The sequence below is a fragment of the Kitasatospora sp. NPDC051170 genome (assembly GCF_044455705.1).
In the GTDB taxonomy this organism is placed as follows: Bacteria; Actinomycetota; Actinomycetes; order Streptomycetales; family Streptomycetaceae; genus Kitasatospora.
The window spans coordinates 282371-299606 of record NZ_JBITFA010000011.1; the positions used below are offsets into that span (position 1 = coordinate 282371).

Sequence of the window (17236 nt, forward strand, 5' to 3'; positions counted from 1 at the left end):
TCCACAGTGCGGAAGAGGTGGCGGCGCGACCCCCGGAAGACGCCCGTCCGGCGGCTGTCAAGGCCGCCTTGAGCTGCGATGATGCCCTTCCGGCGGGGGTGTTCCCGCCCCGGCGACCACTCCGTGGGACGCCCGTGGGGCGGGCCCCGACATCAGCCACCGCGAACAAGTGCGAAGATGTATTTCCGGCACGACTGGGCGCCCCACAAGGGCTTCCGACCCACCGGACCGCGACCGGCCCGGCGACCCACCCCATGCATGGAGGACGTGACGTGGCGAACGACGCCAGCACCGTTTTCGACGTAGTCATTCTCGGAGGCGGAAGCGGCGGTTACGCCGCGGCGCTCCGCGGCGCTCAGCTGGGTCTGAGCGTCGCCCTGATCGAGAAGGGTGAGCTGGGCGGCACCTGCCTGCACCGCGGCTGCATCCCGACCAAGGCGCTCCTGCACGCCGCGGAGATCGCGGACGAGACGAAGGAGGCCGCCGAGTTCGGCGTCCTGGCCACCTTCCAGGGCATCGACATCAACGGCGTCCACAAGTACAAGGACGACGTCATCGCAGGCCTGTACAAGGGCCTCCAGGGCCTGGTGGCGTCCCGCAAGGTCACCTTCATCCAGGGCGAGGGCAAGCTCTCCTCGCAGACCTCGGTCGACGTCAACGGCCAGCGCATCGAAGGCCGCCACATCATCCTGGCCACCGGTTCGGTGCCGCGCTCGATCCCGGGCCTGGAGATCGACGGCAACCGCGTGATCTCCTCGGACCACGCCCTCAAGCTCGACCGCATCCCGAAGTCGGCCGTGATCCTGGGCGGCGGCGTCATCGGCGTCGAGTTCGCCTCGGTCTGGAAGTCCTTCGGCGTCGAGGTCACCATCGTCGAGGGGCTGCCGCACCTCGTCCCGCTGGAGGACGAGAACTCCTCCAAGCTGCTGGAGCGCGCTTTCCGCAAGCGCGGCATCAAGTTCGAGCTCAAGGCCCGCTTCTCGGGCGTGGAGTACACCGAGACCGGTGTGCGCGTCTCCACCGAGAACGGCAAGCAGATCGAGGCCGACCTGCTGCTCGTCGCCATCGGCCGCGGCCCGGTCTCGGCCGGCCTCGGCTACGAGGAGAACGGCGTCGCGATGGACCGCGGCTACGTCCTGGTCGACGAGTACATGCGCACCAACGTGCCCACCATCTCGGCCGTCGGCGACCTCGCCCCGACCCTGCAGCTGGCTCACGTCGGCTTCGCCGAGGGCATCCTCGTCGCCGAGCGCCTGGCCGGCCTCAAGCCGGTGCCGATCGACTACGACGGCGTCCCGCGCGTGACCTACTCCAACCCCGAGGTGGCCTCCGTCGGCATCTCCGAGGCCAAGGCCGTCGAGCTGTACGGCAAGGAGAAGGTCGTCACCCTGAAGTACAACCTGGCCGGCAACGGCAAGAGCAAGATCCTGAAGACCGCCGGCGAGATCAAGCTCGTCCAGGTCAAGGACGGCGCCGTGGTCGGCGTCCACATGGTCGGCGCCCGCATGGGCGAGCAGGTCGGCGAAGCCCAGCTGATCTACAACTGGGAGGCCCTGCCGGCCGAGGTCGCGCAGCTCATCCACGCGCACCCGACCCAGTCCGAGGCCCTGGGCGAGGCGCACCTGGCGCTGGCCGGCAAGCCGCTGCACGCGCACGACTGATCGCGGCCACCACCCCGTTTTTCCAGTACTTCCGAGTGCTTCCCGAGTACTTCCCGTACGCAAGACTTGATAGGAGTCGCTGAAACCATGGCGGTCTCAGTAACACTGCCCGCGCTGGGCGAGAGCGTTTCCGAGGGCACGGTCACCCGCTGGCTCAAGGCCGAGGGCGAGCGCGTCGAGGTCGACGAGCCGCTGCTCGAGGTCTCGACCGACAAGGTCGACACCGAGATCCCGGCGCCGGCCTCCGGCATCCTTGCCGTCATCAAGGTCGGCGAGGACGAGACCGTCGAGGTCGGTGCCGAGCTGGCGATCATCCACGACGGCACCGAGGCCGCCGCGGCCGCCCCGGCCCCCGTCGTCGAGGCCGCGCCCGTCGCCGCCCCGGCCCCGGCTGCCGCTCCGGCCCCGGTCTACGAGGCCCCGGTCGCCACCCCGGCCGCCGCTCCGGCCCCGGTCGCCGCCGCTCCCGCCGCCGACGCCACCCCGGTCCTGCTGCCCGCGCTGGGCGAGTCGGTCACCGAGGGCACCGTCACCCGCTGGCTCAAGGCCGAGGGTGAGACCGTCGAGGTCGACGAGCCGCTGCTCGAGGTCTCCACGGACAAGGTCGACACCGAGATCCCGTCGCCGGTCGCCGGCACGCTGGTGAAGATCCTGGTCGGCGAGGACGAGACCGCCGAGGTCGGCGCCCAGCTCGCGCTGATCGGTGCCGCCGGTGCCGCCGGTGCCGTCGCCGCCGCTCCGGCTCCCGTGGCCGCTCCGGCTCCGGTCGCCGCTGCCCCGGCCCCGGCCCCGGTCGCTGCCCCGGCTCCGGTCGCTGCCCCGGCCCCCGTCGCCGCCGCCCCGGCTCCGGTCGCCGCCCCGGCCCCCGTGGCCGCTCCGGCTCCCGCTGCCCCGGCTCCGGCTCCGGTCGCCGCCGCTCCGGCCGCCCCGGCCGCTCCGGTGGCCGACGCCGGTGACGCCTACGTCACCCCGCTGGTGCGCAAGCTCGCCGCCGAGCACGGTGTGGAGCTCTCCTCCGTCGCCGGCACCGGCGTCGGCGGCCGCATCCGCAAGCAGGACGTCATCGCCGCCGCGGAGGCCGCCAAGGCCGCCCCGGCCCCGGTCGCCGCCGCTCCCGCCGCCGCGCCGAAGGCCGCCGCCGCTCCGTCCGCCCTGCGCGGCCAGACGGTCAAGATGACCCGCATGCGCAAGGTCATCGGCGACAACATGCTGAAGGCCCTGCACGAGCAGGCCCAGCTGACCAGCGTGGTCGAGGTGGACGTCACCAAGATCATGTCGCTGCGCGGCAAGGCCAAGGACTCCTTCCTCGCCCGCGAGGGCGTCAAGCTGTCCCCGATGCCGTTCTTCGTGAAGGCCGCCGCCCAGGCGCTGAAGGCCCACGCGGTCATCAACGCCCGGATCAACGAGGCCGAGGGCACCATCACCTACTTCGACACCGAGAACATCGGTATCGCGGTGGACTCGGAGAAGGGTCTGATGACCCCGGTCATCAAGGGTGCGGGCGACCTCAACATCGCCGGCATCTCGAAGAAGACCGCCGAGCTGGCCCAGAAGGTCCGCGGCAACAAGATCACCCCGGACGAGCTGTCCGGCGCGACCTTCACCATCAGCAACACCGGCTCGCGCGGTGCGCTGTTCGACACCGTGATCGTGCCGCCGAACCAGGTCGCGATCCTGGGCATCGGCGCCACCGTCAAGCGCCCGGTGGTCATCGAGGCCGACGGCGGCACCGCCATCGGCATCCGCGACATGACCTACCTGTCGCTCTCCTACGACCACCGCCTGGTGGACGGCGCCGACGCCGCCCGCTACCTGGTCGCGGTCAAGGAGATCCTGGAAGCCGGCGAGTTCGAGGTCGAGCTCGGCCTGTAAGGCGGAACGGCTGCTGTGTGCGGAACCCCGCGTCGTCCTCGGACGACGCGGGGTTCCGCCGTCATCGCGGCCGCGCCGTGCCGGGTCGTGGCATGCGCGCGGACGCCCGAACGGGGATGCTGGAGCGGTGATGGACGAGACGGACTTCTGGCAGATCATCGACGAGACCCGGGACGCCTCCGACGGCGATCCCGACGAGCAGGCCGACCTGCTGGTGGAACGGCTGGTGCAGCTCACCCCTGACGACGTGATCGACTTCGCCCGGCTGTTCGAGGCCCGCTTCCAGCGCGCCTACCGCCACGACCTCTGGGGCGCCGCCTACCTGTTGCTCGACGGCGCCTCCGAGGACACCTTCGACTACTTCCGCTGCTGGCTCATCGGCCAGGGCCGCGAGGTGTTCGAGGGCGGCGTGGCCGAGCCGGACGACCTGGCGGACCTGCTCCCGGAGTTCGACGAGGAGGAGGACGGCGAGGCCGAGGACCTCGGCTACGCCGCCGACGAGGCGTACGAGCGGCTCACGGGCCTGCCGCTGCCCGAGGTGGGCGGCCGTCAGCCGGCCCAGCCGTACGGGGCGCCGATGGACTTCGACGACCCGGACGCGATGGCCAAGCGCTTCCCCAAGCTGTGGGAGCGCTACGGGGATTGAGCCCCGGACCCGCCGCCCCGGTCAGACCGTGCTGCCGGACGAGCCGTCCTTGGCGATGCCCTTGAGGATCTGGTCCAGCGAGGACGGGTCCGGCGCCTGCGGGTCGTCGTCCACCCCGCCCTCGAAGACGACGTAGCCGCCGCCCTTCGCCGGGACGGCGGCCAGCAGCACGTAGCCCTGGGTGCCGTCCGAGGTGCGTACGTGCCAGCGGGTGGCGTAGGCGGAGAACCCGGCGATGGTGACCGGCCCGGAACCGTTGTCGGTGTGGGTGGTGATGCCGGTGAAGATCTGCCCGGCGTACGTGGGCATCGCGGCGTCGGCGGCGGCCTTGGCGGTGGCGCCCTGGATGAGGTCCTTCTCGACGGAGAACTGGCCGCGGATGCAGGCGCCGCCGCTCGGGCAGGTGTAGCGGCCGCTGCCGAGGTAGACGGTGGAGTGCGCCGAGTTGGTGTTCGCGTCCCAGCCCTCGAGGACGGGCACGGTGATCGAGTGCTGGGCGTCCGGGACGCTCGACTTGATGGTGGGCACCGGCTTGGGCGGCACCACCGTGGTCGTCGGGTTGGGCTTGGGGAGGCGGGTCTGCGTGGTGACGACGGGGTTGGGCGTCGGGCCGACGACCGGATCGCCGCCGTCGTCGCCTATGAGGAGGTACGCGGCGAGCGAGCCCACGAGGACCACGCCGGCGGTGATGCCGGCGACCAGGCCCGGCCGCACCCGGCGGGGGGCCTGCGGCTGGTAGCCCGGGCCGGGGTAGCCGTAGCCCGGGGCGGGCGCCGGGTAGCCGTAGCCGGGGGTGGTGGCGCCCGGGTAGCCGTAGCCGGCGTCCTGCGGGCCGCCGTAGCCGTAGCCGGGCTGCGGGGCGGGCGGGGCCGGCTGGACGCCCGGGGGCTGCCAGGGCTGGGTCGGGGCGTCGGCGAGCGGGGCGACGCCGCCGTGCGGGAGCGGGCGCACCTGGTCCGTCCAGCTGTGACCGTCCCACCAGCGCTCGTGACCGGGGGTGCCGTCCGCACCGGGGACCGGGTACCACCCGGGAGGCGTCGAGTTGCTCACGGACCGTACGCTACCCGGCGCGGTGCGGGTCGAGACAGCGCGGTTGTGTCACGACTCTGCACCACCGGGACAGGGCCCCTGACGCTCCGTCAGATTCGCGCGGCCGTGAGGCTGCGGGCCATCCACACGTCGTCCACGTACTGTCCGTCGATCAGGAACTCCTCGGCGAGGGTGCCCTCGACGGTGAAGCCGCAGCTCTCGTAGAGGCGGCGGGCGGGGGCGTTCCAGCCGAGCACGCGCAGGGTCAGCTTGCGGGCGCCCTCGGCGCGGGCCGCCTCGCAGGCCGCCTCGACGAGGCGGCGGCCGATGCCCCGGCCGCGGACGGTGCCGTCCACGGCGAGGCCCTGGATCTGGCGGACGTGCCGGTTGCAGGCCAGCGGGGTCGCGGGCACCTGGCGGACGTAGCCGACGATCCTGTCGTCCAGGACGGCCACCACGTAGTGCTCGGGGAGGTGTTCCTCGTCGAAGACCGTGTCGCCCTCGCGCGGCCCGGGGCTGACGTCGGAGAGGGTGGACCACGCGGCGCGGTCGAGGGTGGCGAGGCCCTGGCCGTCCTCGGGGCGGGCGGGTCGGATGATCGGTTCGTCGTCGGACATGCGCGTCAGCCTAATGAGAGCGTGTGCGGGCGTGACCTGAATAAAGGACTGCGAGGATGGGGCGCATGCGCATCGCTGTCACGGGCTCCACGGGATTGATCGGCTCCGCACTCGTCCGCTCCCTGCTGGCGGACGGCCACGAGGTGGTGCGGCTCGTCAGGCGCCGCTCCCGCACCGGGCCGCAGCCCGACGGCAGTACGGCCGTCGGCTGGAACCCGCTGCTCGGCCAGGTCGAGCGCGAGGGGCTGGCCGGGGTCGAGGCGGTGGTGAACCTGGCGGGCGCCCCGATCGGGGACCGGCGGTGGTCGGAGTCGTACAAGCGGGAGATCCGCGAGAGCCGCGTTCTGGGCACCGAGACGCTGGCCGTGGCGCTGGCCGGGCTCGAGGAGCCGCCGAAGGTGCTGGTCAGCGCCTCCGCCGTCGGCTGGTACGGGCAGACCGGGGACGAGGTGATCGACGAGGACTCCCCCGCCGGGGACGACTTCCTGGCCGAGGTGTGCGTGGAGTGGGAGGCCGCGGCCCGGCCGGCCGAGCGGGCCGGGATCCGGGTCGTCCACCCGCGCACCGGGCTGGTGGTCTCCCCTGCGGGCGGCGCCGGGGCGAAGCTGTTCCCGCTGTTCCGGCTGGGCCTGGGCGGGCGGCTCGGCAGCGGGCGGCAGTACTGGAGCTACATCTCGCTGGCCGACGAGGTCGCCGCGCTGCGGTTCCTGATCGACCGGGAGGACCTGTCGGGCGCGTTCAACCTGACGGCTCCCGAGCCGGTGACCAACGCCGAGCTGACGGCGGCGCTCGGGCGGGCACTGCGGCGGCCGACCCCGTTCCCGGTGCCGGAGGCGGTGCTGCGGGCGGTGCTCGGGGACCTGTCGGTGGAGGTGATCGGCAGTCACCGGGTGGTGCCGCGGCGGCTGCTGGAGGCCGGGTTCCGCTTCGCGCACCCGGACGTGGACTCGGCGGTGCGGGCGGCGCTGTAGTCACGGGCGTACGGCCCGTACGACGTGTGCCCTGGCCAGGGGCATATGCGGATCGGGGGCGGGATGCGGCCGCGGTGGGGCTCCGGAGGGGGGCGCACGGGAGCACACGGCGGGCGCGTCGCACGCCCCCGGTGACCGTGCGCGCCCGCCCGCCCCGGAACCCGGCTGCCAGGGCGCACTGTCCGTGACCGCGCCCCCACCCGGCGCCGCACGACCCCTCCTGACCCCTGGATCGAGTCCGATGCGTCTGTCTGATGCTCACATCGACTGGGCATCACATCGTCGGACCGTGCCCGGCACCCCGCTGCCCGCGTAGGCCGGAGCCCCGGGAACCCCAGGGAGGGAGCACCCCAGTGCCCACGTACGACTTCACCCGCCGTGCCCGCCGACCGTCCGACCCGGACGTCGTCGTGGTCGGCGCCGGACTCGCGGGGCTGGCCGCCGCCCGCGCGCTGACCGGCCACGGACTCGCCGTCCAGGTCCTGGAGGCCACCGAGCGCATCGGCGGCCGCATGGCCACCCGCGAACAGGACGGGTTCCGGCTCGACGACGGCAGTCACCTCCTGAACACCGCCTACCCCGAGCTGCGCCGCTCGCTCGACCTCGACCGCCTGGACCTGCGCCTGCTCGCGCCCGGCGTGCTCGTCCACAGCTCCGGACGCCGCTACCGCGCCGGCGACCCCCAGCTCACCACCGCCCGGCAGGCCGCCACCCGCGCCCCGCTCGGCAGCCCGCTCGACAAGGCCCGGCTCGGCAGCCGCCTCGGCCGCCTCGCCGCCACCCCGGCCGCCCGGCTGCGGGCCCGGCCGGAGACCACCGCCGCCCGCGCGCTCGCCGGCCACGGGCTCGCCCCGCGCACCGTCGCCGGATTCCTGCGCCCCCTGCTCAGCGCGCTGCTCGGCGATCCGGCCCTCGGGACCAGCAGCCGCGTCGCCGACCTGGTGCTGCGCTCCTACGCGCGCGGCCGGCTCTGTCTGCCCGCCGGCGGGATCGCGGCCGTCCCGGCCCAGCTGGCCGACGCGCTGCCCGCCGGCACCGTACGCACCGGGGTACGGGTCACCTCGATCGCCGCCGACGGCGTGGAGACCGCCGAGCACGGGCGGATCGGCGCGCAGGCCGTCGTGGTCGCCACCGACGCCCGCTCCGCCGCCGACCTGCTGCCCGGGCTACGGGTGCCGGACTTCCACCCCGTCACCACCTTCTTCCACGCCGCCGACCGCTCGCCGCTGGGCGAGGCCGTGCTGCTGCTGGACGGCGACCGGCCCGGCGGGCACCCGCCGCTGGTGTCGCACTCGCTGGTGCTCAGCGAACTGCACGCCTCGTACGCGCCGGAGGGCCAGGCGCTGATCGCCACCACCGTGCTCGGGCGGCGCGCCTTCGACGCGGGCGGGCCCGCCGGGCTGGAGCCCGCCGTCCGGGCCCGGCTCTCGGAGCTGTACGGCACCTCGGCGGCGGGCTGGCAGTTCCTGAGCGTGCGGCACGTCCCGGACGCGCTGCCCGCGATGCCGCCGCCGCACAACCTGCGCCGGCCCGTGCGGCTGCTGGCCGGCCTGTACGTCGCCGGGGACCACCGGGACAGCAGCACCGTGCAGGGCGCGCTGGTCTCCGGACGGCGGGCGGCGCGCGCGGTCCTGGGCGACCTGGGGCTCCCGGCCTCCGCCCGGGAGGCGGAGGCGGCGGCCTGAGACCCGCCCGGCGGCCGGTTGCGGCCTCAAGGGGTTCGGCCTGCGGGGTTGCGGGCGGGCGGCGTGTCAGGATGCCGGACATGACCGTTCTGACCGCCCATCGGATGATTCTGATGATTTCGCCTCCTCCGATGACCCGCAGGGCCCTGGCCGTTCGGCCGGTATCCCGATGAGCGCCGGGGCCTCCCAGCCGCTGGCGCTGGTCCTGATCCCCGCGGCGGCCGTGGCCGCGCCGCTCCTCGCGGACCGGCTGCTGCGGTGGATCGCCGTGCCGACGGTCGTGTTCGAGATCGTGCTCGGCGTCCTCATCGGCCCGGACGTCCTGGACTGGGCGCACGTCGACGGCCTGGTCGACTCGCTCTCCCAGTTCGGCCTGGCCATGCTGATGTTCCTGGCCGGCTACGAGATCGACTTCGCCAGGCTGCGCGGCGGCCCGCTCAAACGGGCGGGCGCCGCGTGGCTGGTCTCGCTGGTGCTGGCGCTCGGCGTGGGCGCGCTCGTCAACGACGTCCCCCTCGACGGCGCCTTCGCCGGGCTCGCGCTCACCACCACCGCGCTCGGCACGATCCTGCCGATCCTGCGCGACTCCGGCGAACTGTCCACGCCCTTCGGCTCGTTGGTGATGGCCACCGGGGCGGTGGGCGAGTTCGCGCCGATCATCGCGGTCGCCGCCCTGCTCAGCGGCAACTCCCCCGCCCGCACGGCCGTCATCCTCGGCGCCTTCGCCGTGATCACCGCCGTGGCCGTGCTCGGGGCACGCCGGCCGCGCCCCGCCTGGGTGACCCGGCTGATCGAGCGCACGCTCCGTACGTCCGGACAGTTCGCGATCCGGACGGTGATCCTGGTGCTCGCCACGATGGTCGCCGCGGCGCTCTGGCTCGACCTGGACATGCTGCTCGGCGCCTTCACCGCCGGGATCGTCTCCCGGCTGCTGCTCTCGGACATCCGGCAGGCCGAGGAGGAGGTGATCGAGGCCAAGCTGGAGAGCATCGGCTTCGGCTTCCTGGTGCCGGTGTTCTTCGTGGTCAGCGGGATGAAGTTCGACCTGGACGCGCTGCTGGACGACCCGGGCACGCTGCTGCTCGTCCCGGTGTTCCTGCTCCTGCTGCTCGCCGTTCGCGGGGTGCCGGCCGCGCTGCTGGCCCCGGCGGGGCTCGGGCCGGGGGAGCGCGCGGCGCTCGGGCTGTACGGGGCGACGGCGCTGCCGCTGGTCGTGGTGATCACCACCATCGAGGTGGACGCCGGGCACCTGCGCTCCTCGACGGCGGCGGCGCTGGTGGGCGCCGGGATGCTGTCCGTGCTGGCGTTCCCGCTGGCGGCGCAGCGGGTGCGCGGCGGCGCCCGGCCCTCGGCGCCCGCCGGGGACGGGCGGGCGAGGGTCCGGGCCGAGAGCTGGTGATCCCGGCCCGGTGTCGGATCCTGCGGGGGTCGCGCCCCGTCAGATGATGCCCGCCTGACGGGCCGTCTCCTCGAAGGCCCGTGCCACCTGGCTGCCCCGGTACGGGGTGAGGCGGCGGTGGAAGTCGCGGACGTACTCCAGCGAGCGGGCCGAGCGCATCTCCCCCGCCGCCCGCAGCGCGTCGGTGGCCATGGTGCAGGCTTCGTCGAGGTCCCCCATGCCGAGCCGGGCGGTGGCCAGCACCAGCCGGCAGAAGATCCGGCTGCGGGCGTAGGCGGGCGAGCGCAGCCGCAGCGACTTCTCGGCGTGCTGGGCGCAGGTGCGCCACTGCTGGAGGTCGCGGTAGCAGTGGGCGAACTCGTCGGAGAGCTGCGCCTCGTCGAAGTACCGTGCCCAGGAGGAGAGTTCGTCGCCGCTGCGGGCGGCCGCGAGGGCCCGCTCGGAGCGGACGAGGGCGGTGGTGCAGGAGCGGACGTCGCCCAGCAGGCCGTGTCCGCGCGCCTCGGCGGCGTGCATCAGCGCCTGGACGGTGGGCGGCACGGTGGTGCCCACGCCCTGCTGGGCGACCCTGGCGAGCTGGACGGCCTCGCGGCCGTGGCCGAGGTGGACGGCCTGCTGGCTCATCGTCACCAGCACGTAGCCGCCGAGGGCGCGGTCCCCCGCGGCCTGGGACAGGCGCAGGGCCTGGACGAAGTAGCGCTGGGCGAGGCCGTGGGCGGCGATGTCGAAGGACGTCCAGCCGGCGAGCCGGGTGAGGTCGGCGACCGCCCCGAACAGGGCCCGGCCGATCTGTTCGCCGTAGCGGCCGCGCAGCATCGGCTCGGCCTCGCTCTCCAGGTAGCGGACCAGGGCCTGGCGGGCGTGGCCGCCGCCGTAGGCGTGGTCGAGCGCGCGAAAGAGGTCGCCGACGGCGCGGATGGCGGCGATGTCGCCGCGGCCGACGCGCAGGGCGGGGCGGGTCTCGCGGGCGGCCGGGTCGGAGTACGGGGGCTCGACGGCGGCGGGCGGGCGGCGGCTCTGGGTGGGGACCCGGCCGATGGCGGCGGCGGTGCCGGTGGTGCGGGCGGTGGTGGCCGGGGTGGGCGGCGCGCCCGGGGCCTGGCCGCGCGGCGGGCCGGTGGGGGAAGGGCCGGGCTGCGCTGCTCCGGGCGCGGTCGTGGCCGCCGTCGCGTCCGGGCGGACCAGGGTGGAGCCGTCCCGGGCGACCCGCTCGTCGGTGCGGCCGATCAGCCAGTCCCGGCTGGGGACGACCAGGCCGGCCGGGGTGAAGGCGATCCGGCGCAGCTCGGACTGCGGGCCGTTGTCCTTGCGCCACATGCTCGCGACGATGTCCACCGCCTCCTGCGGGGTCTCGGCGAACTCCAGCCCGGCGTACACCGGGGCGCAGGCGTCCAGACCGAGGTCCTGGGCGGTGAGGCGGCGGCCGAGGCGGCGGGTGAAGACCTCGGCGATCAGGGCCGGGGTGGCGCCGCGGGGCTGCTGGCCGCGCAGCCAGCGGGTGACCGAGGTCTTGTCGTAGCGCAGGTCGAGGCCGTGTTCGAGGCCGAGCTGGTCCACGCGGCGGGCGAGGCCCGCGTGAGAGAAGCCGGCCTCCTCGATCAGGGCGGCGAGCTGGGCGTTCTGCGGCGTCGGGCCGGTGTGCTTCGCGGGGGCCGCGGGCGCGGTGGGGTCGTGCCGGTCCTCGGGCGTGGCCTGCACCGGAAGCCGCAGCTCGTCGGCGGTCAGCGCGTCCTCGGTCAGCGCGTCCTCGTCCAGGACGTCGTCGGCCAGGACCTCGTCGGCCAGGACGTCTTTGGTCAGGACGTCATTGGTCAGGGCGCCGGTGGTCAGGGCGTCGGGGGCGTCCGGAAGGGCCCGGCCGACCGGACCTCGGTGCTGGCCGAGCGGGTCGAGCGGTCCGTACGCCGGGCTGTCGGTAGCAGGCCGTTGGGGCATGTCAGTCAACACCTCTCGGACGTCGCACCGGGCTCTACCAGCGCTTCGGCTGCCTGGGGCGGCGCCCCCTGTCGGGAATCGGCGTGAATGTAGCGAGCATTCGGGCGCTATGGGTGGATCTGACCGAGCAATCCTCCGAACGGGTGAAGCAACCGCGCCCATTGTGGGGAAGCGAGGTCAGCGCGGGTTTGGCCATCCGGGCGCGAACCGTCCCGCGCCCCTCATGGGGCTCACCGCCACAGTCCCAAGGGCTGCTGTGGCGCTCCGCCACATGGGAGCCGGGCCGCCGGATTCCTACCGTTCTCGACCATGGACACCACTACTGCGCGCCCGCTGGACGGCCGTACGGCCCTGGTCACCGGCGCCGCCTCCGGAATCGGCCGGGCCTGCGCCGAGGCCCTCGCGGAGGCCGGCGCCCGGGTCTACGTCGTCGACCTCGCCGCCGACCCCGCCAAGGAGGTCGCCGAGCGGATCGGCGGGCAGGCGATCGTCGCCGACCTCGCCGACCCGGCGGCCGTGGACGCCCTGCCGGACGACGCCGACATCGTCGTCAACAACGCGGGCCTGCAACACGTCGCTCCCGTCCACGAGTTCCCGCCCGAGCGGTTCGTCCTCATCCAGCGCGTCATGGTCGAGGCCCCCTTCCGCATCCTGCGCCGCACCCTGCCCCACATGTACGCCCAGGAGTGGGGACGCGTCGTCAACATCTCCTCCGTCCACGGCCTGCGCGCCAGCGCCTTCAAGTCCGCGTACGTCACCGCCAAGCACGCCCTGGAGGGCCTCAGCAAGACCGTGGCCCTGGAAGGCGCCCCCCACGGCGTCACCAGCAACTGCGTCAACCCCGGCTACGTCCGCACCCCCCTCGTCGAGAAGCAGATCGCCGCCCAGGCGCTCACCCACGGCATCCCCGAATCCGAGGTCGTCGAACGCGTCATGCTCGACCGCCCCGCGATGAAGCGCCTCATCGAGCCCGCCGAGGTCGCCGCCCTCGCCCTCTTCCTCTGCACCCCCGCCGCCTCCTACCTCACCGGCGCCAGCCTCCCCCTCGACGGCGCCTGGACGGCCCACTGACACGGGCCGCCACCGCCCGGCGCAAGGTAGGGCGGAGGGACATGGGCGGGGGTGGGACTGTGTGGGTCGGGCACATGGGCCCGGAGGCCGGGGGTTCCTACCTTGTGGCGACATCGTCTCCGCTGGAAGGAATGTGGTGGGCATGGGTGCGCCTGGAACGCGGGGGTCACTCCCGCGGGTGGTGGCCGCGAGTCTGATCGGGACCACGATCGAGTGGTACGACTACTTCTTGTACGGAACAGCGGCGGCGCTGGTGTTCGGGAAGCTGTTCTTCCCGAACACCGACCCGCTGACGGGGACGCTGCTGTCGTTCCTCACCTATGCGATCGGGTTCGCCGCGCGGCCCGTCGGGGCGCTGGTGTTCGGGCACTTCGGGGACCGGATCGGCCGCAAGCGGCTGCTGGTGGTGAGCCTGCTGCTGATGGGCGGGTCGACGACGGCGATCGGGCTGCTGCCGACGTACTCGTCGATCGGGGCGGCGGCGCCGGTGCTGCTGACGGCCCTGCGGCTGGTGCAGGGGTTCGCGCTCGGCGGGGAGTGGGGCGGGGCGGTGCTGCTGGTCTCGGAGCACGGGGACCGGCGCCGGCGCGGGTTCTGGGCCTCCTGGCCGCAGGGCGGGGCGCCGGCCGGGAACCTCCTGGCGGCCGGGGTGCTGTCGCTGATGACCTCCTCGCTGTCGGACGAGGCGTTCCTGTCCTGGGGCTGGCGGGTGCCGTTCCTGCTGTCGGCGGTGCTGGTCGCGGTCGGGCTGTGGATCCGGCTGGCCGTGGAGGAGTCTCCGCTGTTCCAGCAGGCGGTGGCGAACCGGCCCACGCACGAACAGCCGCCGCTGGTCGGGGTGTTGAAGTACCACTGGCGCGAGGTGCTGGTCGCCATGGGCGCGCGGATGGCGGAGAACATCTCGTACTACGTGATGACGACCTTCGTCCTCACCTACGCCGTCAGCCACGCCCACTTCGGCAAACAGAGCGCGCTGAACGCCGTCCTGATCGGCTCGGCGATCCAGTTCACGCTGATCCCGCTGTTCGGCGCCCTCTCGGACCGGGTCGGCCGCAAACCCGTGTACCTGACGGGCGCGGTCGGCGTCGGGGTGTGGGCGTTCGTGTTCTTCGGACTGGTCGACACCCACTCGTTCACCCAGCTCGCCCTGGCCGTCACCGTCGGACTGGTCTTCCACAGCGCCATGTACGCGCCCCAGGCGGCCTTCTTCTCCGAACTGTTCGCGACCAGGCTGCGCTACTCCGGCGCCTCGATCGGTGCCCAGTTCGCCTCGGTGGCCGCCGGCGCCCCCGCGCCGCTGATCGCCACCGCCCTGCTCAAGGACTACGGCAGCTCCACCCCCATCGCGGTGTACGTGGCGATCGCGGCGGCGATCACCGTCCTGGCCGTGCTCTGCGGCCGGGAGACCCGGGGGCAGGACCTCGCCGAGGTCGAGGAACAGCCGCAGGCGGAGGGCGCGGTGGTCGGAAAGCCCGCTGTGGCGTAGGGGGTTGAACAGCTAACATCGCGATCTCGCGCACCCGTCGGACGGACGCAGATTGGCGGCACGCACCATGAACGACGAGAGTGCCGCGCCCGCGCTGCGGCGGCTGCTCGACCTGCTCGCCTCCGGCGCCGCCACCGAGGACTTCGCCGAGGTGCTGGCCGACGCCCGCCGCCGCGGTGCGCCGGCCGGCGTCCTCGCCGAGATCGACGACGCCACCTGGCAGGCCCTGCGGGTGCACCGCACCCTGCGTCAGCACCGGCGCCGCGAGGCCGAGTTGACCGCGCTGTTCGACACCGCCGGGGACCTCGCGGCCTCCCGGGAGCTGGACACCGTCCTCCAGGCGATCGTGCGCCGCGCCCGGATGCTGCTCGGCACCGACACCGCCTACCTGACCCTGCCGGACGAGGCCGCCGGTGACACCTACATGCGGGTCACCGACGGCTCCGTCTCCGTCCTCTTCCAGACCCTGCGGCTCAGCCTCGGCGACGGCCTGGGCGGGCTGGTGGCGCAGACCGCCCGCCCGTACGCGACGCCCGACTACCGCACCGACGACCGGTTCCGTCACACCGGCACCATCGACGCAGGCGTGCTCGACGAGGGCCTCGTCGCGATCATCGGGGTGCCGCTGCTGCTCGGCGGACAGGTCATCGGCGTCCTGTTCGCCGCCGACCGCTCCCCGCGCGCCTTCTCCCCCGAGGAGGTCGCGCTGCTGTGCACCCTCGCCGCGCACGCCGCGATCGCGCTGGACACCGCCAAGGCCCTGGCCGACACCCGGGCCGCGCTCGCCGAGCTGAACGCCGCCAACGAGCTCGTCCGGGCGCACTCCGCCGCCGTCCAGCGCGCCGAGCAGGCCCACGACCGGCTCACCGACCTGGTGCTGCGCGGCGCCGAGGTCCCGGACGTGGCCGCCGCCGTCGCCCACCTGCTGGGCGGGGAGATCGCCGTTCTGGACGCCGAGGGCGAGCCGCTGGCCGGACGGGCGCCGGTGGCGGAACTGGCCGCCGCCGTCGCCGCCTCCCGCGCCGAGGGCCGGTCCGTACGGCACGAGAGGCTGTGGGTCTGCGCGGTGCTGGCCGGGCAGGACACGCTCGGCACCCTGGTGCTGCGCGGCCGCCCCGACCTCGACGACGCCGACCGGCGGCTGTTCGAGCGGGCCGGCGTCGTCACCGCCCTGCTGTTGCTGCTGCGCCGCTCGGTCGCGGAGACGGAGAACCGCGTCCGCGGCGAGCTGCTCACCGACCTGCTCACCGCTCCCGAGCGCGACCCGGCCGGGCTCACCGCCCGCGGCCGCCGCCTGGGCGTCGACCTCGCCCGCCCCCACCTGGTGCTGGTCGCCGAGCCCGCGAACCGTACGGACGGCGCCGAGCGGGAACGGCTCGCGGGCGCGGCCCGGCGCTACCTGTTCGGCTCCCGGGGCGTCGGCGCCGAGCACGGGGAGGCGGTGGTCCTGCTGGTGCCCGAGGCCGAGTACGCGGCGGGTGCCGAGGGCGCCGAGGAGACCGCCCGGCAGGCCGCCGACCGGCTCGCCCGGCTGGCCGGCTTCCCGGTGACGGTCGGCGCGGGCCGCACCGCCGCCGGCCCGTCCGCCCTGGCCGCCTCGTACGCGGAGGGCCTGCGCTGCGTGCGCGCCCTGCGGGTGCTCGGCCGCGCCGGGGAGGGCGCCTCGGCCCGGGCGCTCGGCTTCCTCGGGGTGCTGCTCGGGGACGGCCACGACGTGGACGGCTTCGTCGGCGGGGTGCTCGGCCCGCTGCTCGACTACGACGCCCGGCGCGGTACGGAGCTGGTGCGCACCCTGCGCGCGTACTTCGACTGCGGCGGCAGCCTCACCCGGGCCAAGGACGAGCTGCACGTCCACGTGAACACGGTGGTGCAGCGGCTGGACCGGGTGGAGGCGCTGCTCGGGAAGGACTGGCACGAGCCGGAGCGCTCGCTGGAGCTGCAGCTGGCGCTGCGACTCCAGTTGCTGGCGGGCGGCTGACAGGGCCCGTTCGGGTCGTACGGGCCGGGGCGTACAGTGGCGAGGTTGGTCTCGAACGCCTGGCAAGGAGCAGCATCGGTGAGCGAGAATGTTCGTTTTGTTCGCATGGGCATAGGCGAGCGCGCCGTCCCCTACGAGGAGGCGTGGGCGGAGCAGCAGCGGCTGCACGCACTGCGGGTCGCGGACGAGATCCCCGACACCGTGCTGCTGCTGGAGCACCAGCCCGTCTACACGATGGGCAAGCGCACCAACCCCGCCGACCTGCCGCTGGACGGCACCCCGGTGGTCGAGGTGAACCGGGGCGGCGAGATCACCTGGCACGGCCCCGGCCAGCTGGTCGGGTACCCGATCATCAAGCTGCCCGACCCGATCGACGTGATCGCGTACGTGCGCCGGCTCGAGGAGTCGCTGATCCGGGCCGCCGCCGACTTCGGCATCGGGACCACCCGGATCGAGGGCCGCAGCGGGGTCTGGGTGCTGGGCGACTCCCTCCCGGACGCGGTCGTGGACCCGGCCCAGGTCGTCGACATCGGCAAGCTCACCCTGCGCATGGGCCTGCCGCTGGGCATCGACCCGCGCCTGGCCGGCCCCGAGTACGCGCCCTCCAACGCCGGGCAGCGCGGCGACGACCGCAAGCTCGCCGCGATCGGCGTGCGCGTCGCCCGCGGGGTGACGATGCACGGGTTCTCGCTCAACTGCGACCCGGACATGACCTGGTTCGACAAGATCGTGCCGTGCGGCATCCGGGACGCGGGCGTCGCCTCGATCGCCGGTGAGCTGGGGCGCGACTTCCCGGTGGGCGACGCGCTGGAGGCCGTGGAGCGGCACCTGGCGGCCGTGCTCGCCGAACTGCCGGAGCCGGCGCTCAGCCGCTGAGGCTCGCGGC

At 74.1% G+C, this 17236-nt stretch carries 13 protein-coding genes; 10 read left to right on the forward strand and 3 right to left on the reverse strand.

What is annotated here, in order from left to right; genetic code table 11:
* Window positions 1-254 precede the first annotated feature (254 nt).
* The 3 genes from lpdA (at window position 255) to ACIBCA_RS23920 (ending at window position 4179) form a co-directional block, all read left to right on the forward strand.
* Window positions 255-1661, forward strand: coding sequence for a dihydrolipoyl dehydrogenase (lpdA, locus tag ACIBCA_RS23910; RefSeq protein ID WP_078911276.1), 1407 nt, complete (start codon window positions 255-257; stop codon window positions 1659-1661).
* Between the two features lie 87 nt (window positions 1662-1748).
* Complete coding sequence (gene sucB, locus ACIBCA_RS23915; protein ID WP_396284987.1) at window positions 1749-3533, forward strand: 2-oxoglutarate dehydrogenase, E2 component, dihydrolipoamide succinyltransferase; 1785 nt, start codon at window positions 1749-1751, stop codon at window positions 3531-3533.
* Window positions 3534-3663: 130 nt separating this feature from the next.
* Window positions 3664-4179 carry a DUF4240 domain-containing protein gene (locus tag ACIBCA_RS23920; protein WP_396284988.1) on the forward strand — a complete coding sequence of 172 codons (516 nt, stop codon included), beginning with the start codon at window positions 3664-3666 and terminating at the stop codon, window positions 4177-4179.
* 21 nt (window positions 4180-4200) lie between these two features.
* On the opposite strand, the gene ACIBCA_RS23925 is transcribed toward ACIBCA_RS23920, so the two are convergent.
* Together ACIBCA_RS23925 and ACIBCA_RS23930 are read right to left on the reverse strand one after the other, a co-directional pair.
* The gene (locus ACIBCA_RS23925; RefSeq protein ID WP_396284989.1) at window positions 4201-5229 is read right to left on the reverse strand and encodes a DUF2510 domain-containing protein; all 1029 of its coding nucleotides are present in this window, start codon (window positions 5227-5229) and stop codon (window positions 4201-4203) included.
* Between the two features lie 89 nt (window positions 5230-5318).
* Window positions 5319-5825: a GNAT family N-acetyltransferase gene (locus ACIBCA_RS23930; protein WP_396284990.1), complete on the reverse strand. Its 507-nt coding sequence runs from the start codon at window positions 5823-5825 to the stop codon at window positions 5319-5321.
* 65 nt (window positions 5826-5890) lie between these two features.
* Here ACIBCA_RS23930 and ACIBCA_RS23935 point away from each other — a divergent pair, with 65 nt between their 5' ends.
* From ACIBCA_RS23935 to ACIBCA_RS23945, 3 genes are all read left to right on the forward strand, one after another.
* A complete protein-coding gene (locus ACIBCA_RS23935) occupies window positions 5891-6796 on the forward strand; it encodes a TIGR01777 family oxidoreductase (protein ID WP_396284991.1) in 906 nt (301 codons plus the stop codon).
* Between the two features lie 353 nt (window positions 6797-7149).
* Window positions 7150-8481 carry an NAD(P)/FAD-dependent oxidoreductase gene (locus ACIBCA_RS23940; RefSeq protein WP_396284992.1) on the forward strand — a complete coding sequence of 444 codons (1332 nt, stop codon included), beginning with the start codon at window positions 7150-7152 and terminating at the stop codon, window positions 8479-8481.
* A gap of 169 nt (window positions 8482-8650) precedes the next feature.
* Entirely contained in the window at window positions 8651-9880 is a 1230-nt protein-coding gene (locus ACIBCA_RS23945) for a cation:proton antiporter (protein WP_396284993.1), read from the forward strand.
* Window positions 9881-9919: 39 nt separating this feature from the next.
* On the opposite strand, the gene ACIBCA_RS23950 is transcribed toward ACIBCA_RS23945, so the two are convergent.
* A complete protein-coding gene (locus tag ACIBCA_RS23950) occupies window positions 9920-11815 on the reverse strand; it encodes a regulator (RefSeq protein WP_396284994.1) in 1896 nt (631 codons plus the stop codon).
* Between the two features lie 309 nt (window positions 11816-12124).
* Between ACIBCA_RS23950 and ACIBCA_RS23955 the strand changes: the two genes are divergently transcribed.
* From ACIBCA_RS23955 to lipB, 4 genes are all read left to right on the forward strand, one after another.
* Window positions 12125-12886: a 3-hydroxybutyrate dehydrogenase gene (locus ACIBCA_RS23955; protein WP_396284995.1), complete on the forward strand. Its 762-nt coding sequence runs from the start codon at window positions 12125-12127 to the stop codon at window positions 12884-12886.
* A gap of 142 nt (window positions 12887-13028) precedes the next feature.
* Window positions 13029-14372: an MFS transporter gene (locus ACIBCA_RS23960; RefSeq protein ID WP_396284996.1), complete on the forward strand. Its 1344-nt coding sequence runs from the start codon at window positions 13029-13031 to the stop codon at window positions 14370-14372.
* Between the two features lie 67 nt (window positions 14373-14439).
* On the forward strand, window positions 14440-16350 hold the full coding sequence (locus tag ACIBCA_RS23965; protein ID WP_396284997.1) for a helix-turn-helix domain-containing protein: 1911 nt from the start codon (window positions 14440-14442) through the stop codon (window positions 16348-16350).
* Window positions 16351-16455: 105 nt separating this feature from the next.
* Window positions 16456-17226 (forward strand): lipoyl(octanoyl) transferase LipB, encoded by a 771-nt coding sequence (lipB, locus tag ACIBCA_RS23970; RefSeq protein WP_396285025.1) that lies wholly within the window; start codon window positions 16456-16458, stop codon window positions 17224-17226.
* The last annotated feature ends 10 nt before the right edge of the window (window positions 17227-17236 follow it).

Excerpts from the sequence above, each read along its gene's own strand:
- ACIBCA_RS23965 (WP_396284997.1), top strand. The coding sequence starts at position 14,440 with ATGAACGACGAGAGTGCCGCGCCCGCGCTGCGGCGGCTGCTCGACCTG.
- ACIBCA_RS23935 (WP_396284991.1), top strand. The coding sequence starts at position 5,891 with ATGCGCATCGCTGTCACGGGCTCCACGGGATTGATCGGCTCCGCACTC.
- lpdA (WP_078911276.1), top strand. The coding sequence starts at position 255 with ATGCATGGAGGACGTGACGTGGCGAACGACGCCAGCACCGTTTTCGAC.
- ACIBCA_RS23950 (WP_396284994.1), bottom strand. The coding sequence starts at position 11,815 with ATGCCCCAACGGCCTGCTACCGACAGCCCGGCGTACGGACCGCTCGAC.
- ACIBCA_RS23945 (WP_396284993.1), top strand. The coding sequence starts at position 8,651 with ATGAGCGCCGGGGCCTCCCAGCCGCTGGCGCTGGTCCTGATCCCCGCG.
- lipB (WP_396285025.1), top strand. The coding sequence starts at position 16,456 with ATGGGCATAGGCGAGCGCGCCGTCCCCTACGAGGAGGCGTGGGCGGAG.
- ACIBCA_RS23960 (WP_396284996.1), top strand. The coding sequence starts at position 13,029 with ATGGGTGCGCCTGGAACGCGGGGGTCACTCCCGCGGGTGGTGGCCGCG.
- ACIBCA_RS23930 (WP_396284990.1), bottom strand. The coding sequence starts at position 5,825 with ATGTCCGACGACGAACCGATCATCCGACCCGCCCGCCCCGAGGACGGC.
- ACIBCA_RS23955 (WP_396284995.1), top strand. The coding sequence starts at position 12,125 with ATGGACACCACTACTGCGCGCCCGCTGGACGGCCGTACGGCCCTGGTC.
- ACIBCA_RS23920 (WP_396284988.1), top strand. The coding sequence starts at position 3,664 with ATGGACGAGACGGACTTCTGGCAGATCATCGACGAGACCCGGGACGCC.
- sucB (WP_396284987.1), top strand. The coding sequence starts at position 1,749 with ATGGCGGTCTCAGTAACACTGCCCGCGCTGGGCGAGAGCGTTTCCGAG.